Raw genomic sequence first — 18,476 nt, 5'->3', positions numbered from 1 at the left:
ATAGCCATTGAAATTTCAATGGCTATAGCGGTTTTGTAACACGTTTTTTGTCCTATAAGCCGAAAAAGGCACACCAGCATTAGCTGATGCGCCTCTTATAGTCGTCAGTTCAGAATCTAATCACAGTCCTATAAGCCAAACAGCCCTTTCTTGACATAAGCTTCCGACTGCATATCAGTAACCTTATAACCCATCTGTCCCAGCTCATAGGTTAACTCGGCTCTTGGAAGCTCATCCGGTGAAACGATAACACAGTCACCCTTTACGTGAGAAGCTTTGACCTTCTTGACCTTAAAATTCTTTCTGATTATATCGCTGACATGGGTCTCGCACATGTTGCACTGCATGCCATCTATCTTGACAGTAGTCTTAATCATGCTGCACACCCCCTATCCGCTGCATTTCTTCGTTAATATCTATGCCAGGCATTATTCCATATCGCGCTTCTGTGGCAGGCTGCATCCCGAACAGCCTGAACAGCTGCCTCCGCAACCGCAGCCGGTAATACCGGCCTTGTGCTTTTTAACCATGTCTCTAACAATCAGGAACGCAATCACGGCGATTGCAGCGATGATAATTATATCTACTACTCTCATATCTCTACCTCCTTATTGATATTCTAGCCTTTATATGTGATGTCTCTAAGTTTATTTGAAGAAGCTGATCAGAACTCTAATAGCGATCACAAAAGCTACTACAACCAATCCGAGCACAATTATATCTGCAATATTCATAATTACCCTCTCTAATAACGCAGCTTGAGCAAGCATACCTGCACGCTCAAGCTGTCATTAATATGCTACTTATTCTCTGTAAGCGGCTCCAGCATAACCTTCTTGTTTGGATCCGGTCTGAACAGCAGATACAGGATGGCGATAGCAATTACACCCGCGATGATAGTCCAGATGCTGAATGCAACCTGCCCTATAGCGAGTCCGATCAGCTGATATACCATCAGTGCAATTAAGTATGCCGATACATTCTGGAATATGATTGTAAACCAGAAATATCTCCTGTTGTTCATTTCCTTTGCAACCGTCGAAATAGCGGCGAGGCACGGAGAATCGAACATATTGAACATAAGGAACGAAACAGCTGCTATTGAAGTTGGGAAGAACGAATCAAACGCTGTCCTCATCGATACCTCATAGCCTTCTATTTCACCCAATCCGGAAAGAACGCCCATCGTTGAAACAATTCCTTCCTTGGCAACGAAGCCGGAGATTGAGCTTGCCACTGCCTGCCATGTTCCAAACCCAAGCGGTGCAAAGATGAAGGCAAGTCCTCTACCGATTGTTGCCATAAGGCTATCGTCGGGATCAACTGCTCCGAATGAACCGTTGTGGAAACCATAGCTGGATAGCACCCACATTACTACTACGCAGAGGAAAAGGATTGTTCCCGCCTTCTTGACAAACGCCCATACTCTTTCCCATACGTGAATCAAAACGCCTTTAACCGATGGTAGATGGTAATTAGGCAGCTCCATAATGAATGGTGCGGGATCACCTGCAAATGACTTTGTCTTCTTGAGGATGATGCATGAGCAAATAACTACAAGAATGCCTGCAAAGTACATCATAGGTGCAATCCACCATTTTCCGCCCACCAGATAGGCTGAAATAGCTGCGATTACCGGAAGCTTAGCTCCGCATGGAATAGATGTTGTCGTCATCATCGTCATTCGACGATCCTTTTCGTTTTCGATGGTTCTGGTCGCCATGATTCCCGGAACACCGCAGCCGGAAGATATGAGGAACGGAATAAAGGATTTACCCGAAAGACCGAATCTTCTGAAAATTCTATCCATGATGAACGCAACTCTGGCCATGTATCCGCAATCCTCCAGGATCGAAAGGAACAGGAATACGCAAGCCATCTGCGGCGTGAATCCGAGCACTGTACCGATACCGTTGATGATACCGTCAACTACCAGGGAAACGATCCAAGCCGAAACGCCGAGGTGCTCGAGCCCGCTTCTGGCCCCGGGGATTACCCACTCGCCAAACAGTGTATCGTTAGCCCAGTCAGTTGCAGGTGTACCAATCTTGGTCAGAGCCAAATAGTAAACTATAAACATGACTGCTACAAAGATCGGCAACGCCAGGATTCTGTTAGTAACGATTCTATCAATCTTATCGGAAGTCGACAGCTTCTCGCGATTAGCTTTCTTGGTGATTGCCTTAGGAGCTACCTTGTTGATATATGCATATCTCTGGTTGATGATGATGCTCTCCGCATCGTCATCCATTTCCTTCTCACAATCTGCAATATGCTCCTCAATGTGCTTGTTGAGGTCTGCATCCAGTGCCAGCTCCTCGACAACCTTCTCATCCCTCTCGAACAGTTTGATTGCATACCATCTGAGATTTTCCTTGCTAACGATATTCTCGATGGATTCCTCAATATGCGCAATCGCATGCTCTACAGAGCCGTTGAACACGTGAGGTCTCGCCCCCGGCTTGTGAGACTCTGCTGCAGCCAGTGCGCTCTTGATCAACTCGCCGGCTCCGGTTCCCTTGAGAGCACTGATTGGAAGCACCGGGCATCCGAGCTCCTCGCTAAGCTTGTCCAGCTTGATGGTATCTCCGGCCTTCTCCACGAGGTCCATCATGTTAACTGCGATTACTACAGGGATGCTGAGCTCCAGCAGCTGAGTTGTAAGGTATAGGTTTCTCTCGAGATTCGTTCCGTCAATGATGTTGATGATAGCATCCGGCTTCTCATTGACGAGGTAGTTCCTGGAAACAACCTCCTCTAGTGTGTATGGCGACAACGAGTAGATACCGGGCAGGTCCTGAATAATAACCTCCTTGTGTCCACGAAGCTTACCGTCTTTCTTCTCTACTGTTACACCCGGCCAGTTACCAACGTACTGAGCGGAACCTGTCAGATCATTAAATAGTGTGGTTTTACCACAGTTAGGATTACCCGCGAGGGCGATCTTAAGTGACATGTTAGTACACTCCTTTCATGGTACTTAATAATAAATATAAGTAGTTAACTTGAACTAATCGGATTTTAAAAAAAATATGTGCCTAATGAAGTCTCTCGGTCAAGGGTTGTTATCTTAATCAACGACTCTTAGGCTCATCTCACCCGGCTTAGCCCTCGGTTTCAACATCGATTAGCGCTGCATCAGCCTTTCTTACGGAAAGCTCATAGCCTCTAACTGTCAGCTCGATTGGATCACCCAGAGGCGCAACCTTTCTAACAAAAAGGTCAGTGCCCTTAGTCAGGCCCATGTCCATGATTCTGCGCTTTACTGCGCCGGCACCGTTGATCTTCTTAATAGTGGCCGTCTTACCTACTTTGACATTATTAAGAGTTGTCATCTGACTTGCCATTTTGTTATCCTCCTTAATAAAATAATATGTAATGCTGAAGAATTAGTGCTAGCCGTGCTAGATCATAATTCGTCTTGCCATAGTCTCATTCAGCGCAATCCTTGAACCGTGAACCTGCAGTATCACGTTACCTTCGTATGCACTGACTACCTTAACATTCGCATCTACTACAAAACCGAGTTCCGCGAGATGCTGTCTAATAGCGTCATTACCTGTAATCTTGCGCACTGTCACAAGTTCTCCTGCTTTAGCTAGCGTGATTGGCATCATATCGTGCATCTCCTTCACTAATTTAATTTAAAATACGCGGTAAATAACCGCGTTGTCAGTTATATAGCCAACACCGTGTTAAGTGTTTTTAACTTAAATTAGTGTACATTAACTGTTTTGTTTTGTCAATCAGTTTGGTTGCTTTAATTGAAATTCAAATTCATTTTCAACATAAAATGGTTGTGATATTTCGTCACAACCATTCTCTCTGCACTTAAATTTTACAAGCTTTATAATAACTCTCTCTATTTCCTGTGATTTGCGCATGGATTGCCCCTATATGTTATGTGCGGGCATACTAAATCCATCTCCAAATACGCAACCTCATGTTATCCTGTCTAGCGCTTTTTCTTAGCCTGCTCGATTTCATCGCGAGTTGTAATTCCTCCAAATCCATCGATATTGTCTACCTTCTTTTTCGTATAGAGCTTTATGGCTACCAGTATAGCCAATACAACCCACACGATAAACCTATAATTCATAAGTGTCACCTCTCATCTGAGCTTTAGTGATGTAAGGCCTTACTCAGCTTAGCTGCCTTGAGCTTCTTATACCACAGCAGCAGTTGAATATCAGATATAATCAGCACAAGCAGCCAAATCGAACCTGCTCCTGCGCCGGCTGTTGCTGCATTTGCCGCTACTGTAAGCGCGCGGTCGCCTGCATCGTCAGCACCTCTTCCGGCCTTTCCCGCTGCAGCGTAATTATCTGACGGGCTGCTCCTGTCAACATTACCGGCCTGTTCATGTGCGTCTCTGTTTATGACAGCATCAGCGCCATCGGCGAAAGCAGTCGCTGCGTCGACAGTCGGATTTCCACCATTATGCGGAACATTGCCGCTCGGCTTACCTGCATGTGGCTGAGTCGACTCCTGATGTCCGGGGTTAGGGCCGGGCTGCGGATTGTCGTTACTGCCATTTCCACCATTTCCAATTGTGACACGCGTTGTCACAGAATTTGTAAAGTCCGAATTGTCCGCTATCTCCAGCGTATATGTTCCCAGCAGCTGCTCCGGGTTAAGCTGGGATGTTCCATCAATTCTGGCAAAATAATCTCTGCCAAGCACAATATCCAAATTATCCGGCAGTCCTCCATCCAGCGAATAAAATGTCATGCACTTGTTGGCTATATATTCCAGAGCCTGATCACTATCCATCCCGCTTATCTCCTCGGGATATATTAATTGAGCTCGCAGAGTATATCCAACCTTATACTCAACTCCGTTGTTCGTAACTGTCAGTGTGTGCTTTTCATTATTGGGCGCGGCAGGTATTTTCACCGTTGCAGGTCTACCAAAAGGCTCTGCTACCCCTGCTCTATTCGGCTGTGAAATGTCACTTGCCGCGTTCGCAGATAAAGTATTATCCTTTGTGGTGTTTATAGCGGCATTGTCCGCATTTCCCCGCGATACTGTTCCGCTAAACGCACTTACAGCAGCACCGGACATAGCGGTTATAGTGCAGACCGCAGCAACTATGACAGCCACACCCGCCATCATAAGCTTCCTAATATTTTTTTTGTTCAATTCTTTCCTCAACATAACTAGTCTTCTTTTATCTTCTTGATATAATTTCTACCCGCCGGAAGCACCGTTCCGTCGCGGAGTGTCACATCACGCATTGTCATTTTAGAGACGTAGTCTTGATTAACAAGATACGCTCTATGAATCCTGATGAAATTCTTGCCCTCCAGTTCCTCACTCAGCTTAGCTAGCGGCGAATAGAAGCTGAAGGTTGAATCGTCATAATAAACGGTTGTCAACCTCTTATACACTTCAAAATATCTAATTGACGCTACATCAATGACGCGCGTCTCACCGGCACATCGAAGGATAATAACAGCTCCTGTGCGTTCTTTCCTGCGCACCAGGAAATGCTTCAGTACGTCGTCGAACCTCGCCGGCGTCGTCTTTCCTTTTACAAGATATGCCAGCGCTTCATAATCGTACCCGTTAATAGCATAATCAATTGTGCTCGAGAAGAATACAATCTCACCGGTATAGTTCATCTCGCGGAGACTCTTTGCAACTGTGATACCGTCAACATCAGGCATCACAATATCTAAAAATATAAGGTCTACTTCGTTTTCAAGATCAGGAAATTTAAAGAGCAGCTCTTTACCGGATGCAAACTCCCGCACTTCTAATCCTTCATCAAAATAATCCTCATGGAGTAGCAGTTGCTTATAGCACAACTCGCGCTCCCGGGCGTTGTCATCACAAATTAATACATACATAATCAAGCGTTACCCCACCTAACACTAGATAATATAGTTGTCAGCAGCGTCCTCCTCCATTAAGTCAGCTATAGTTATTCCATCCAAATACTCGTTAATTATCCTGTCGAGTTCGTTCCACATCGGTCTCGTACGACACTCGGCAGCCCTGTCACACCTGCAGTCAGTCACATCCAGACAGGCAACCGGCGCAAGCGTGCCCTCTGTAAGCCGAAGAATATCACCAACACGATAATCGGCCGGCTCTCTATTGAGCTTATAGCCGCCGCCTTTTCCGTGCTGTCCGTCAAGCAACCCCGACTTCGTCAGCGCCTGCATGATTTTTGTCATGTACTTGAGTGAAACCTCCTGTCTGTCGGCAATTTCCTTCATAGGAATAAATTTGCCATGCCTATGCTCAGCCAAATCAATCATTACTCTTATCGCATATCTTCCCCTTGTTGAAACTAACACAGTCTCCTCCCAGCATATACAGTTCTCTATATTCTACATTAACTTGCTAGTAAACGCAAAAAAGGAGCGGTAATTGCGATGCCGCTCCTCATTCAATTGTCTGTTCCGCTTGTTACAGTCTGTTTATTACAGCATATGAAGCCATTCCTGACTAAGCTGTCTTGCCTTTTCACTGAAATCTTATAATCTTATTTATTTCATTTGCTGCCTAAAGCCCGTTTATGCGTATTTCTGTAACATCGGGCTCCAATCAGTCCCGGAAAAGCGGAGTCGACAGATATCTGTCACCTGTGTCAGGAAGCAGTACTACGATGTTCTTACCTTCGTTCTCAGGCTTCTTGGCCAGTTCGATTGCTGCCCACAGAGCTGCGCCCGCGGAAATTCCTACGAGCACACCCTGCTTGCGACCGATTAGTCTTCCAGTCTCAAACGCATCATCGTTTGTTACCGGAATAACCTCGTCATACACCTCAGTGTTGAGAGTATCCGGTACAAAACCGGCACCGATACCCTGAATCTTATGTGGCCCCGCCTCACCCTTAGCGAGAGTCTGTGAACCCTCCGGTTCAACTGCCACGACCTTGATATCTGCGTTCTGTGACTTGAGGTATTCCCCAACACCCGTCAGTGTACCCCCTGTACCTACGCCAGCTACAAAGTAATCAACCTTACCGTCTGTATCCTCCCAGATCTCCGGTCCTGTCGTATCTCTGTGAGCTGCCGGATTGGACGGATTTACAAACTGTCCCGGAACGTAACTGTTCTCTGTTTCGGCTGCAAGCTCCTCAGCCTTAGCAATAGCACCCTTCATACCCTTAGAGCCTTCTGTGAGCACTAGCCTTGCACCGTATGCCTTCATGATCTGTCTTCTCTCTACAGACATGGTCTCCGGCATTACAATGATTGTCTTATATCCCTTTGAGGCTGCTACGGAAGAAAGCCCGATGCCTGTGTTGCCGGATGTCGGTTCAATAATCGTCGCGCCCGGCTTTAGCTCGCCGCTTGCCTCTGCATCCTCAATCATTCTCTTGGCAATTCTATCCTTTACGGATCCCGCCGGATTGAAGTACTCCAGCTTGGCGAGCACCTTTGCCTTGAAACCAAGCTCCTCTTCAATTCTTGTCAGCTCGAGCAGCGGCGTCTTGCCGATCAGTTGATCAGCTGAAGTATAAATCTTAGTAGCCATGATGTAAATCCCCTTTCAAATCCTGCTCTAATTCTGCGATGGTGCCAGCTTGACCAGCTCGATGATTATCTCAGCGGACAGCTTGGAAGCCTTCTGCTCGAACACCCGGTATGATTCGTTGCCGGTGCCGTCAGCCATATCCGAGATCACTCTCAGCACTGCGCACGGTACACCCGCACAGCCTGCGACATAAGCCAGAACTGCACCCTCCATCTCAGCTGCGTCACCGCCAAAATCATCTCTGAGCGCAGCCTTAAGTTCCGGAGTGTTGATAAACTGATCTCCGCTGACAATTCTGCCAACCGTAACTGTGCCGGCCTCTTCATGCCTACCAGAGATGTCCCTGGACACTTCTGTCAGAAGCGCAACCATCTGTTCGTCAGCCTTCACAACAGTTGGCTTACTTCGGTCACCGGTAGCCAGATTGCCCTTTGCATATCCCAGAGGAGTGAGGTCGAAATCGTGCTGCACAAAGTCATTGCCAACCACTATATCCATAGGCCTCAGCTCTACATTGAGCGCACCTGCCACACCGCTGTTGATGATGTAGCTTGGCTTGTATTTATCTATCATGAGCTGTGTGCCTCTGGCTGCGTTCACCTTACCGATGCCGCATCTGACCAGCACAACCTTGGTGTGCTCCAGTACACCCTCATAAAATTTAAAACCATAAATCTCCTCGACAGAAACACCTCTCATCGCGTCCAGCAGACCCTGCATCTCTACATCCATCGCACATACGATGCCCAGCTTGGCATTTCCCCCGATAACTGCTGCCGCGTCACAAAAGGCAGCTCCAATGCTCTTATCCTTTATAGTCATAATCCAGTCTCTCCTCGTTCCAATCTCTGAGAACTTCCATCATATCTCCGGCCACATCCTTGGCCGCCTCAAGGTCGTGCTCCTTGTAGTTACCGCACTCGCTATGCTCCGCTCCCGGTATATCTCCCTCGTAATCAACGATAAAGGCAAACGACTCTCTAGCCAGATCGATCGCCTGCTGCCCTGTAGCCGTATCTCTCATCAACAGATAGAAGCCGGTCCTGCAGCCCATAGGCCCGATGTAAATAACCTTGTCGGACAGCCCGCTGTTCCTGGCGTATGTCGCGAAGAGGTGCTCAAAGGTATGCAGTGCCTCGTTTGAAACGTAATCACCCTCGTTAGGCCTCTTCATCCTGATATCGTAAGTAACCACGTCACCATCTATTCTTGAAATATACATACCCTTCTGCAGCGTGTCATGATTGACGCTGAAGCTTGCAATTCTCTCCATATTAACCATTGGAGCACCCTCTCTTGTTACAAAAATAATAAGCGCATAAGGCCTCGCCTCACACGCTTATTCTATCACAGTACTTAAGTTTCCGTCTATATCGTCACTATCACGCACCCACCTGCGAGGCAGTCGGAACAGTGCGTTCCGGCTGTGAAATCGGTTGGAAATGTGTAAGACCTTGCGGGATTTTTGCAGGATTCTTGCAAGAATCCGCGACGGAATATATCGCTGTGCCGGGGTGCCGGGTCTTAACCGAAGAACTTCTTGCCCAGCTTAGCAAACGACTCTGCGGATCTCCGGATAGTCTCGTTCGCGATGCAGAAAGAAAGTCTGATGTAACCAGGGCAGGCAAATGCGCTGCCGGGAACCATGAGGATTCTCTCCTCCTTGGCTGCTGCTACGAGCTCTTTCTCGTCTGCAACCGGAGACTTAACCCACAGATAGAATGCGCCCTGAGGTACAATTGCTGTAAATCCGGCGTCTGTAACAATCTTATATAGGTCTTCTGCGTTCTTCTTGTAGTAAGGAACGTCAACCTGTGCGTCCATGCATCTCTCAACTGCCAGCTGAACCATCGAAGGGGCATTGGTGTCTCCGGAGATACGGTTTGCAACCGTAGCTGCAGCCATGAACTCCTCTACATTGTCAGACTTAGGTGAAACTGCGAGGTATCCGAGTCTGTCTCCGGGGATCGAGAGCGACTTTGACCAAGAGTAGGCGATGATTGTGTTGTCATATAGGTCAGGAATGAACACGATTTCCTTATCTACATATACCAGCTCTCTGTAAGGCTCATCGGTGATAATGTAGATCGGGTGTCCGTACTCCTTCTCTGCATCCTTGAGAACCGCTGCAATCTGCTCGAGTGTCTCACGAGAGTAAATCGCTCCTGTTGGATTGTTAGGGTTGTTGATGATGACTGCCTTGACTTTAGGGTCTAGCGCCTTCTTGAGAGCCTCCGGATCCGGCTCGAAGCCGTTTGCCTCGTTAGGGGGTACAACTACGGTCTCTGCGTGGTAATTGCCGGCCCAATTTGCATACTCAACGAAGTATGGCGCAAATACGATCTGCTTATCGCCGGGATCGAAGATTGTCTTCATGATCACGTTGATTGAAGAACCTGCTCCAACTGTCATGATGATGTTTTCGAAAGTGAAATTAGCACCAAATCTCTTGTTGAGGTTCTCGGCTACAGCTGTTCTGGTCGACTCGAATCCCGCATTAGGCATATAACCGTGAACGATGTGAGGATCCATCTCGTTGTTAACGTAATTGATGGCGTCTTTATATTCCTTAGGTGGATGAAGTCCGGGGTTCCCGACACTGAAGTCGTAAACATTTTCCGCTCCATAAACCTTAGCCATCTTCTTACCCTCTTCGAACATTGCTCTGATAACAGAGCTGCCCGCCAGGAATGGTTCCATACTTTTTGCAATCATAATTACCTCTCCTCTATCAATTAATAGTTATCGGTATAGCACCGCATACGTTTTCATTGTAACACACAAGATTCACTATGCAATAGATACGACCTTGTAATCCTTATCCTCGACAGCCTTCCGAAGCTCAGAATCCTCAACCTCATCTGTCATCTCCACTACAGCAGTTCCGGCCTCGTGGCTAACCTCTGCGTTTGCGACACCCTCAAGCGCTTCCAGAGCTTTCTTGACAGTTGCCTCGCAGTGTCCGCACATCATGCCTTCGATGTTCATCGTCTTAGTCATTACCATATCCTCCTTAAAACATTTATCATTTGCTTCCAAATCACCATTAACATCCTGTGCCGCTTCCCTGTCATCAACAGTGACCTCCGACAGCTTGCCTGTCAGTGCCCCGAGTTCAGCGGCGTCTATGCCGGAATTGATATTCCTATCCTTATTGGCATCGTGCACCTTGAACAGATTGAGCCTCAAAGCATTCATGCATACGCAGAAGCTCGATATACTCATCGCGGCTGCCCCCCACATAGGATTCATCGACCACCCTCTCATGATGTGCACGTAAGCACCCGCAGCCAGAGGTATCAGCAGCACGTTGTAGAAGAACGCCCAAAACAGATTCTCATGGATGTTGCGCAGCGTAGCCCGGCTGAGTCTGATTGCTGCCGACACATCTGACAGCTTGCTGTTCATGAGCACTACATCAGCTGCATCTACGGCAACATCCGCACCGGCTCCAATGGCGATCCCCACATCTGCCCTGGTCAGTGCAGGCGCGTCATTGATACCGTCACCTACCATGGCAACCTTGCCTAGGGTGCCAAGCTCACGGATCAGCTTCTCCTTACCGTCCGGCAGCACTCCGGCAACCACGTGGTCTACACCGGCCTGATCGCCTATAGCCTTGGCTGTCTTCTCATTGTCACCGGTAATCATCACTACCTGCAAGCCCTGCTTCTTCATCTCAGCGATTGCACTCCTGCTGTCGTCCTTGACTATATCCGCTACAGCAATCATACCGATGAGCTTGCCGCCGCCTGCAAACATCAACGGCGTCTTGCCCTGTATTGCCAGTGATTCCGCTCTCAGCTTCATATTCGTATCGACTTCCGCTATGCCCGAGAGGAACTTTACACTTCCTGCATACAGCTCGCCGTTATCCTTTGCACCCGACAGCTTAGCCCTGATACCTCTTCCTGAAATCGCTTCAAAAGCCTCTATCTCGACATCCGCAAGGCCCAGCGATTCGCGATTCTCATCGAAGAATCGGGTAATGGCAAGTGCGAAAGGATGCTCGCTGCGCTTCTCGATCGCATTTGCAATATTGAGCAGCTGCGACTCTGTAACGCCTGCAGCCGGAACGATATCGGTAACGGCCGGCTCACCCTTGGTGATGGTTCCCGTCTTGTCGAGGGCAACTATACGGATGCGTCCGGTTTCTTCAAGCGAGCTTGCTGTCTTGAACAGAATACCGTTCTTGGCACCCATGCCGCTGCCGACCATGATAGCTACAGGAGTTGCCAGCCCGAGCGCACAAGGGCAGCTGACAACCAATACCGCTATGCCTCTCGACAGCGCATATCCGAACGGCTGTCCGACAAGCAGCCAGATCAGTGTCACCAAGGCCGCTATGATGATGACTGCCGGCACGAACACGCCCGACACCCTATCCGCAATCTTGGCGATCGGCGCCTTGGTCGCTGCCGCATCGCTCACCATTCTGATGATCTGCGACAGCGTCGTATCCTCCCCGACACGCGTTGCCTTCGCTCTGATAAATCCGGTTCTGTTAATCGTAGCTGCCGACACCTCGTCGCCGGCATCCTTATCTACCGGTACGCTCTCGCCCGTGAGTGCTGACTCGTCTATGGTTGTACCGCCCTCGAGAATCACTCCGTCCACCGGAATGCTATCCCCGGGTCTGACAACAAACACATCTCCCATCTTGACATCGGCAACAGGCACCTCTACCTCCTCGCCATCTCTCTCGAGAACCGCGATCTTAGGAGCGAGCTTCATCAGGCTCTTGAGCGCATCTGTCGTCCTGCCCTTGGATAACGCCTCGAGCAACTTGCCGACCGTAATCAGGGTTACAATCATCGCCGCCGACTCAAAATACAGGTTGTGCATTCCGGCCGTCACAGCCTCGGGATTGCCGTCTGTCAGGTCTCCAGTCATACGAAACAGTATGTATAAGCTCCATAGAAACGAGGTCATTGAGCCCATGGCTACCAGAGTGTCCATATTTGGAGCTCCTGCGCGCACGCTCTTCCATCCGCTGACAAAGAACCTTCTGTTGATAAACATGACTATAATCGCCAGCAGCATCTGTACAAACGCGATACCGACGTGATTACCTTCAAAGAAGCTTGGCAACGGCAAGTGGAGCATGGTGTGTCCCATCGAAAAATACATGAGCACGAGCAGGAAAACAACTGAAGATATCAGTCTCCTCCTGAGCACGGGGCTCTCCGTGTCCTCGAGCGCCTTTTCCTGCGCCTCCAGTAAACCTGTTCCGGACCGCGTGTTTCCGGCGGAATTTTCCGGGCTAGCTCCATAGCCTGCGTCCTCTACAGCCTTGATTATATCCTCCGCATCGGCATTACCTTCAACTCCCATCGAATTGGTGAGCAGGCTGACCGATACCGATTCAACCCCCGGCACCTTGCTGACGGCCTTCTCGACGTGAGCCTGGCAGGCTGCACAGCTCATGCCGGTTACGTTATATCTATCCATCCTGTCTCATCTCCCTTTCCGCATCATCTATATGATATACTTGTGTATTATTCCCCATTGCGTCGTTCTTACAAATGAGTTCCTCTCTCAGCCGATCTATTTCATAAGTTTCTGCATTACCTTGACCAGCTCGTCGATAGTTTCATCATCACCGTTTCTGATGTCATTAGCTACGCAGCCCTTGATGTGACTTGCCATCAGCTCCTTGTTGAAGCTGTTGAGCGCGCTGTTAACCGAAGACACCTGAATCAGTATATCCGGACAATAGGCATCTCTCTCAAGCATTCCCTCTATTCCTCTGATCTGACCTTCTATCCTCTTGAGTCTGTTCATTAGACTCCTATATTCCGTATTAGAGCGCCTGCGGCGTCTGTCGGACATCTCAGGAATATCCGGTTCTGCACAAGCGGCACTATACTCTGTATTGTTCTCTTCTCTGTCAGAAACGCGACCGATTAGATCCAATGCTGAATTCGGCTTACCTTTGGCACAGCCTCTGCAGGCTCTTCTCCTATCGCTTAGCTCTGCCATATTCCCTCCTCACTCTCTTAAAATATTGTCATGATTTATCTGCCGATGGATTTAGGATATACCCCCTACCCCTATAAGTCAAGTATGTCTAACCGTTTTATATTTTTCTATTAAAAGCTGTTATTCTTTCTTAACAATTGAAAAAATATTGGAATAGGAAATATCAGCAGAACAGTTCCTGAGAAAAACCATAATACAAATGCTCCTGCATGGTAGTTCTTATTGTTGTATGTCCAACTTATACTCATTATTAAGGGACTTCAGATACAGCGTCTCGCCAACGCATCCGTTTAATCGGCGATGACTGAGAATTCTTTGTTCCAAGAACTTCCCATCCTCATTTTCAATTTTACAGCGGTAAAAGCGAAAGTTTTTAACCTCTAAAATGATGTTTACACTGAAACAGTTGTGTCGAATACATAGGAATCCCGATGTCAAATAGAATACAAGGAATAAAACAACCTGACTCCATTGCGTAAAATCAAAGGCAAACAACGGTTGCAATCAATTCGTTTGTCTTATTGAGCCGGCAAATAACCCTATCCATTGTGGAACCATTATATTCAGTAATATCGCGGTAGGAGTTAAGCATCCCTTTGCTTCCATCAATATAACGGTCAGAAATTTCTGCAACAAATGATGCCAGAGTACCTTCCGGGAAAAGAGCAATCTTCCTTCCCGTATATGATGTTCTATTCTGCTTGGACGTATTAATTTTCAGCAGTTGTAAAGACCATGCCGCACAATTCGGCAGAGCGGCGAACCTTTATTCTTTCAAGAGTCAATTTCTTATTCCTCCTCGATATTTACATCTCCGGCTTGTATGTGACAGAGTATTTTTGTCATCCATGACGGCATTCCTCCCTTGTTATAATATGCGGTTGGCGAACCGACATATTATAACAAGGGAGGTTTTTTCTTAAGGCTAAAGCCATCCTAATCTCACCGGCATAGCCGGCGATTTATTGATTTCCTTCAAAGTAATCGGCTACCATAGCCAAGTCCTTGATTATCGGCAGGTGCTGTGGGCATATCGCCTCACACTGACCGCAGCCTATACAGTCGCTAGCCTTACCGAACTTCATTGCCGACCTCTCGTAATACTCGCGCTGCGTCGTCCATTCTCTGCTGCTATCCTCTAACTTATCCGTGTTGTAAAGTGAGAAATACCTTGGAATAGGAATGTTCATCGGACATCCCTCTGTGCAGTATGAACATGCGGTGCAAGGAATGCTGATTGATCTGTTGATAATTTCAACAACCTTGTCGATAATCTCATATTCCTCGTCATTCAACGGTTCAAAGTTCTGCATATATGAGGTATTGTCGAGCAGCTGCTCCATGCTGCTCATGCCACTAAGCACTACCTTGACGTTCTCAAGGCTAGCTGCAAACCGGATAGCCCAAGATGCCACTGACATGTCGGGACGGTAAGTCTTAAATAATTTCTCCGCCTCAGGAGGAACATTTGCAAGAATACCTCCCTTGACCGGCTCCATGACGACTACATCCTTGCCATGTCTAACCGCGGCCTCATAGCAACGCCCAGACTGCACGCCCTCGCTGTTCCAATCCAGATAATTGATCTGCAGCTGAATGAATTCGAGCTCGGGGTGGTCAGTCAGAAATTTATCCACATGCTCGGCGTCCTCGTGAGAGGAAAACCCAAGGTGCTTGATCAGACCCTCATCCTTCTTGCGCTGCAGATACTCGAAGCAGTGCAGCTCCTCAAACTTGCCGATATTTTCTCGTCCGACATCGTGGAGCAGATAGTAATCAAAATATCCTGCGCCTGTCTTCTCGAGTTGCGCCTCAAAATACGCGTCGCGTTCCTCTTCTGTGTTGAAAAACCCCGAGTGCAGCTTGGTAGACAAGGTGTATTCGCTCCTGTCATGTCTCTTGACGAGGAACTCCTTGGCAGACGGTTCACTCTGCCTGTTGTGATACATCCAAGCTGTATCGAAGTAGGTGAATCCCCTGTCTATGAAAGCGTCTGCCATACGACCGCTCTCAGCAATATCAATGCTGCCTGCGTCATCGGGATTCGTCTGCGGCAGTCTCATCAGACCAAATCCCAGCTTATATCTACCGTCCATTTCCCCCTCCATAATACATATTTGTTAATCTTTAAAGTCGCAATATTAATCTATAAATCCCGGTTGATAGCCTGTCTCGGTTTTCATAGATCAGTTGACACTATCGTTCAGTTGATTTCCTGTAATTTCATATCCGCCCGACATAGCTTCCGATGATCTCATCAACCATCCTCTGCAGCACAGGCACCACATCTTCCACAAACCAGGGGTTCTTGGCCTGCCAGCGGAAATTGAGCGGACTTGGGTGTACAAGCGGAAAATACTTAGGCAGATACTCCTCATAGCTCCTAACTGTCTCAGTCAGATTCCTCTTCATCTCGCCCTTGAGATAGTAGTCCATCGAATACTTGCCTACCAGCAGAGTCATCTCGATGCGGCTGAGCTCAGCCAACAGTGCACTATGATACTCCTCGGCGATGAACTTCCTTGGAGGCAAATCGCCTGTCTTGCCCCTGCCGGGATAGTAAAAATCCATAGGCATGATGGCAATCTCATCCGAATAAAATGTGGCCTTGTCTATGCCCATCCACGAGATAAGCTTCTCGCCCGACTTGTCGTTAAACGGGATTAGCGTCTCCTCTACCTTTCGTCCGGGTGCCTGCCCGATCACCAAGATTCGAGCATTCTCGTTGATCTGAAATACAGGCGGAATGTTGCGCTCTGTATACTCGGAATTCCTCTCATCCGCCTTAATTCTCTCTATAATCTCTGATACCGACATACCAATCACCACCTCTCTATATTCTACATTCTACACTATTTCTGATTCGCTTTGTCGGAGACTCCCTTTTGTTCACATATCAGGACTTCTCTTTTGTTCACACATCGGGACCTATAGTTCTGTTAATATTTCCCGCTCATATATTCCATTTCCCTGCCGTTATCCGAGTGCAACATCCAGCATCATCATCAGAGAAAAGCCGACTGCAAACATCATCACACCACCATGTGAATGCTCGCCTTCTGCCATCTCCGGTATCAGCTCCTCTACGACAACGTACAGCATAGCTCCCGCCGCAAAGCTGAGCATGTAAGGCAAAACCGGCGTAACAGCCTGTGCAAATATAATCGTAAGAATAGCGCCGATCGGCTCGACAATTCCCGACAACACGCCATTGCGAAACGCCTGATGCTTCGAAGCGCCGGCGGAATATAGCGGCATGGAGATTATCGCACCCTCAGGAAAATTCTGAATAGCAATTCCAATAGCCAAAGCGAATGCGCCGCCTAGCGAGATATTGGCCTCACCGGTAAGCCAGCCTGCGAACACAACACCAACAGCCATTCCCTCCGGGATGTTGTGCAGCGTAACTGCCAAGACGAGCATCATCTCCTTTGACAAGCTTGCTTTGGGGCCTTCCACCTCGTTGCTGCCGGCGTGCAAATGCGGCACGACATGATCCATCATCAGCAGGAACCCGATACCTATCCAAAATCCTATAATGGCCGGCATGAACGCAAACCTGCCCAGCGACTTGCTGTCCTCCATCGCCGGGATCAGCAAGCTCCAGATAGAAGCCGCTACCATAACGCCGGCTGCAAATCCGCTGAGCATTCGTTCAATATTCTTGCTGAGTTCATTCTTCATGAGGTAGACGCATAACGCTCCGAGCGTCGTCCCGATAAACGGGATCATCACTCCATAAATGATGTTGATATTGATGCCCACAAGGCCTCCTGTTCTTATCACGGTCGGCCATTGAGCGACAGGCGACCTGACTGCAGTTTATGATATAATTGTGTGACTTTCATTATACACCTAGGAGATGAATTTGAAACAAAATACAAATATAAACAACTCTACCGGGACAGCGGCAGAAATCACACTTCATGATGATACCCTCGTAAATACTGCGTACAGCGATACCATAATAATCGGTGCCGGCGCAGCCGGACTTATGTGCGCTGCCAATCTGCACGGCAGCGGCATTATCCTCGAGGCCACCTCGAGAATAGGCACAAAACTCCTGATGAGCGGAAATGGCCATTGTAATATCACACATGCCGGCAGCATCAAGGATTTCCCGAGCTGCTACGGCTCGGCCGGTCGTTCCATCCGCAAGATACTCTACAAATATAGCAACGACGATCTCATAGGCTACCTCGAATCGCACGGAATCAAGACCATCACAAGCGAAGAGAACCGAGTATTTCCTGAAAGCATGTGCGCACAGGATATTCGGGATCTGCTGCTGTCTGAGGCCGAATCGCACGGCTTCAAAGTTATAACCAACAGAAAGGTTGTCGATGTTAAACACGATAGCGAATATATTACTGTTCTCGCCACAGCTCCTGACGGGCAAGCCTTCAGCTATGCTGCAAAGCACCTCGTAGTGGCAGCCGGAGGCAGATCGTACCCTCGCAGCGGTTCCGACGGCTCGATGTATGACGTCCTGTCTGCTTCGCTCGGAATTGAACATACAACTCTTCAACCGTCGCTTGCTCCTTTAAGTGTAGCTGACTACCCATACGGCGAGCTAGCCGGTATATCCATAGATAATATCTCTGTCAGCATCTATCCGAAGGTTGGAAGGCGCCTCGCACAGCTGTCCGGGTCAGTGCTGCTGACGCATGAGAATTTCTCGGGTCCGGTTATCCTCAACGCTTCTAAGTATGCAGAAGCCGGCAGCTATCTGGTGCTCAACTACCTAGGGATCAGCAGGGAAGAAGCTGCCGATAGGTTGAACCCCGATACGTTTGCCGGAACCTGCGGTGACAGCAAGGCCGACATTCTGAACCGGGTAAATTATACCGGCTGTGACAGCAGTGCTGAAAGTCTGAATCAGAAAATCGGGGTTAGCTGCGATAGACGAGCCGGCAGCTTCAATCAGAAAACCGGGAAGCGGATCCCGGCGGGCGGCGGCGACCTCGCCACCGGAATATCAAGCGAGTTCGCCCTGCCTCGCC

General features: G+C 48.3%; 19 protein-coding genes (1 of these 19 cut by a window edge). 1 reads left to right on the top strand and 18 read right to left on the bottom strand.

The genetic code is table 11. The features are described from left to right. Window positions 1-128: 128 nt before the first annotated feature. The 18 genes from HMPREF0581_RS07255 to HMPREF0581_RS07180 form a co-directional block, all read right to left on the bottom strand. Complete coding sequence (locus HMPREF0581_RS07255) at window positions 129-377, bottom strand: heavy-metal-associated domain-containing protein (RefSeq protein WP_009644513.1); 249 nt, start codon at window positions 375-377, stop codon at window positions 129-131. Between the two features lie 51 nt (window positions 378-428). Then, window positions 429-596 carry a FeoB-associated Cys-rich membrane protein gene (locus HMPREF0581_RS08630; protein ID WP_009644522.1) on the bottom strand — a complete coding sequence of 56 codons (168 nt, stop codon included), beginning with the start codon at window positions 594-596 and terminating at the stop codon, window positions 429-431. A 203-nt stretch (window positions 597-799) separates the two neighbouring features. Further along, window positions 800-2,956, bottom strand: coding sequence for a ferrous iron transport protein B (feoB, locus tag HMPREF0581_RS07250; protein ID WP_036381865.1), 2,157 nt, complete (start codon window positions 2,954-2,956; stop codon window positions 800-802). 148 nt (window positions 2,957-3,104) lie between these two features. Further along, window positions 3,105-3,335 (bottom strand): FeoA family protein, encoded by a 231-nt coding sequence (locus HMPREF0581_RS07245; protein ID WP_036381889.1) that lies wholly within the window; start codon window positions 3,333-3,335, stop codon window positions 3,105-3,107. A 69-nt stretch (window positions 3,336-3,404) separates the two neighbouring features. Then, complete coding sequence (locus tag HMPREF0581_RS07240) at window positions 3,405-3,617, bottom strand: FeoA family protein (protein ID WP_036381862.1); 213 nt, start codon at window positions 3,615-3,617, stop codon at window positions 3,405-3,407. A 338-nt stretch (window positions 3,618-3,955) separates the two neighbouring features. Beyond that, a complete protein-coding gene (locus HMPREF0581_RS08790; protein ID WP_156918868.1) occupies window positions 3,956-4,099 on the bottom strand; it encodes a hypothetical protein in 144 nt (47 codons plus the stop codon). Window positions 4,100-4,122: 23 nt separating this feature from the next. Further along, a complete protein-coding gene (locus HMPREF0581_RS07235) occupies window positions 4,123-5,142 on the bottom strand; it encodes a hypothetical protein (protein WP_156918866.1) in 1,020 nt (339 codons plus the stop codon). Window positions 5,143-5,159: 17 nt separating this feature from the next. Next, window positions 5,160-5,852: a LytR/AlgR family response regulator transcription factor gene (locus tag HMPREF0581_RS07230; RefSeq protein WP_036381855.1), complete on the bottom strand. Its 693-nt coding sequence runs from the start codon at window positions 5,850-5,852 to the stop codon at window positions 5,160-5,162. Window positions 5,853-5,876: 24 nt separating this feature from the next. Further along, on the bottom strand, window positions 5,877-6,305 hold the full coding sequence (locus tag HMPREF0581_RS07225; protein WP_009644565.1) for an RrF2 family transcriptional regulator: 429 nt from the start codon (window positions 6,303-6,305) through the stop codon (window positions 5,877-5,879). A 250-nt stretch (window positions 6,306-6,555) separates the two neighbouring features. Continuing rightward, window positions 6,556-7,491 (bottom strand): cysteine synthase A, encoded by a 936-nt coding sequence (gene cysK, locus HMPREF0581_RS07220; protein WP_036381851.1) that lies wholly within the window; start codon window positions 7,489-7,491, stop codon window positions 6,556-6,558. A gap of 27 nt (window positions 7,492-7,518) precedes the next feature. Further along, window positions 7,519-8,313 (bottom strand): 5'-methylthioadenosine/adenosylhomocysteine nucleosidase, encoded by a 795-nt coding sequence (locus HMPREF0581_RS07215; RefSeq protein WP_051426971.1) that lies wholly within the window; start codon window positions 8,311-8,313, stop codon window positions 7,519-7,521. Next, entirely contained in the window at window positions 8,297-8,773 is a 477-nt protein-coding gene (locus tag HMPREF0581_RS07210) for an S-ribosylhomocysteine lyase (protein WP_330371674.1), read from the bottom strand. Before HMPREF0581_RS07210 ends, HMPREF0581_RS07215 begins: the two co-directional genes overlap by 17 nt. Window positions 8,774-9,015: 242 nt before the next feature. Then, complete coding sequence (locus HMPREF0581_RS07205; protein ID WP_036381848.1) at window positions 9,016-10,206, bottom strand: pyridoxal phosphate-dependent aminotransferase; 1,191 nt, start codon at window positions 10,204-10,206, stop codon at window positions 9,016-9,018. Window positions 10,207-10,281: 75 nt separating this feature from the next. After that, window positions 10,282-12,942 carry a heavy metal translocating P-type ATPase gene (locus HMPREF0581_RS07200; protein WP_036381845.1) on the bottom strand — a complete coding sequence of 887 codons (2,661 nt, stop codon included), beginning with the start codon at window positions 12,940-12,942 and terminating at the stop codon, window positions 10,282-10,284. A gap of 96 nt (window positions 12,943-13,038) precedes the next feature. After that, the gene (locus HMPREF0581_RS07195) at window positions 13,039-13,473 is read right to left on the bottom strand and encodes a metal-sensing transcriptional repressor (protein ID WP_330371673.1); all 435 of its coding nucleotides are present in this window, start codon (window positions 13,471-13,473) and stop codon (window positions 13,039-13,041) included. A 962-nt stretch (window positions 13,474-14,435) separates the two neighbouring features. Next, window positions 14,436-15,569, bottom strand: coding sequence for an aldo/keto reductase (locus tag HMPREF0581_RS07190; protein ID WP_009644577.1), 1,134 nt, complete (start codon window positions 15,567-15,569; stop codon window positions 14,436-14,438). Window positions 15,570-15,696: 127 nt separating this feature from the next. Continuing rightward, window positions 15,697-16,290 carry a uracil-DNA glycosylase family protein gene (locus HMPREF0581_RS07185; protein WP_036381841.1) on the bottom strand — a complete coding sequence of 198 codons (594 nt, stop codon included), beginning with the start codon at window positions 16,288-16,290 and terminating at the stop codon, window positions 15,697-15,699. A gap of 159 nt (window positions 16,291-16,449) precedes the next feature. Further along, window positions 16,450-17,238, bottom strand: a complete 789-nt coding sequence (locus HMPREF0581_RS07180; protein WP_009644562.1) for a ZIP family metal transporter — start codon at window positions 17,236-17,238, stop codon at window positions 16,450-16,452. A gap of 97 nt (window positions 17,239-17,335) precedes the next feature. On the opposite strand from HMPREF0581_RS07180, the gene HMPREF0581_RS07175 reads away from it, so the two are divergent. Next, a protein-coding gene (locus tag HMPREF0581_RS07175; RefSeq protein ID WP_084645369.1) for an aminoacetone oxidase family FAD-binding enzyme crosses the window boundary here: on the top strand, window positions 17,336-18,476 show its 5' portion. The gene runs 212 nt beyond the window's last position; the window shows 1,141 of its 1,353 coding nt (coding positions 1-1,141); the start codon lies at window positions 17,336-17,338; its stop codon lies beyond the right edge, outside the window.

This window comes from Mogibacterium timidum ATCC 33093 (assembly GCF_000525775.1).
Lineage (GTDB): Bacteria > Bacillota > Clostridia > Peptostreptococcales > Anaerovoracaceae > Mogibacterium > Mogibacterium timidum.
This window is presented reverse-complemented; position numbering and strand designations above follow the sequence as displayed.

Bases quoted from the DNA above. Each gene is read 5' to 3' on its own strand.
- feoB (WP_036381865.1), bottom strand. From the start codon at position 2,956: ATGTCACTTAAGATCGCCCTCGCGGGTAATCCTAACTGTGGTAAAACC.
- HMPREF0581_RS08790 (WP_156918868.1), bottom strand. From the start codon at position 4,099: ATGAATTATAGGTTTATCGTGTGGGTTGTATTGGCTATACTGGTAGCC.
- cysK (WP_036381851.1), bottom strand. From the start codon at position 7,491: ATGGCTACTAAGATTTATACTTCAGCTGATCAACTGATCGGCAAGACG.
- HMPREF0581_RS07190 (WP_009644577.1), bottom strand. From the start codon at position 15,569: ATGGACGGTAGATATAAGCTGGGATTTGGTCTGATGAGACTGCCGCAG.
- HMPREF0581_RS07205 (WP_036381848.1), bottom strand. From the start codon at position 10,206: ATGATTGCAAAAAGTATGGAACCATTCCTGGCGGGCAGCTCTGTTATC.
- HMPREF0581_RS07215 (WP_051426971.1), bottom strand. From the start codon at position 8,313: ATGACTATAAAGGATAAGAGCATTGGAGCTGCCTTTTGTGACGCGGCA.
- HMPREF0581_RS07185 (WP_036381841.1), bottom strand. From the start codon at position 16,290: ATGTCGGTATCAGAGATTATAGAGAGAATTAAGGCGGATGAGAGGAAT.
- HMPREF0581_RS07195 (WP_330371673.1), bottom strand. From the start codon at position 13,473: ATGGCAGAGCTAAGCGATAGGAGAAGAGCCTGCAGAGGCTGTGCCAAA.
- HMPREF0581_RS08630 (WP_009644522.1), bottom strand. From the start codon at position 596: ATGAGAGTAGTAGATATAATTATCATCGCTGCAATCGCCGTGATTGCG.
- HMPREF0581_RS07245 (WP_036381889.1), bottom strand. From the start codon at position 3,335: ATGACAACTCTTAATAATGTCAAAGTAGGTAAGACGGCCACTATTAAG.
- HMPREF0581_RS07210 (WP_330371674.1), bottom strand. From the start codon at position 8,773: ATGGTTAATATGGAGAGAATTGCAAGCTTCAGCGTCAATCATGACACG.
- HMPREF0581_RS07230 (WP_036381855.1), bottom strand. From the start codon at position 5,852: ATGTATGTATTAATTTGTGATGACAACGCCCGGGAGCGCGAGTTGTGC.
- HMPREF0581_RS07255 (WP_009644513.1), bottom strand. From the start codon at position 377: ATGATTAAGACTACTGTCAAGATAGATGGCATGCAGTGCAACATGTGC.
- HMPREF0581_RS07200 (WP_036381845.1), bottom strand. From the start codon at position 12,942: ATGGATAGATATAACGTAACCGGCATGAGCTGTGCAGCCTGCCAGGCT.
- HMPREF0581_RS07240 (WP_036381862.1), bottom strand. From the start codon at position 3,617: ATGATGCCAATCACGCTAGCTAAAGCAGGAGAACTTGTGACAGTGCGC.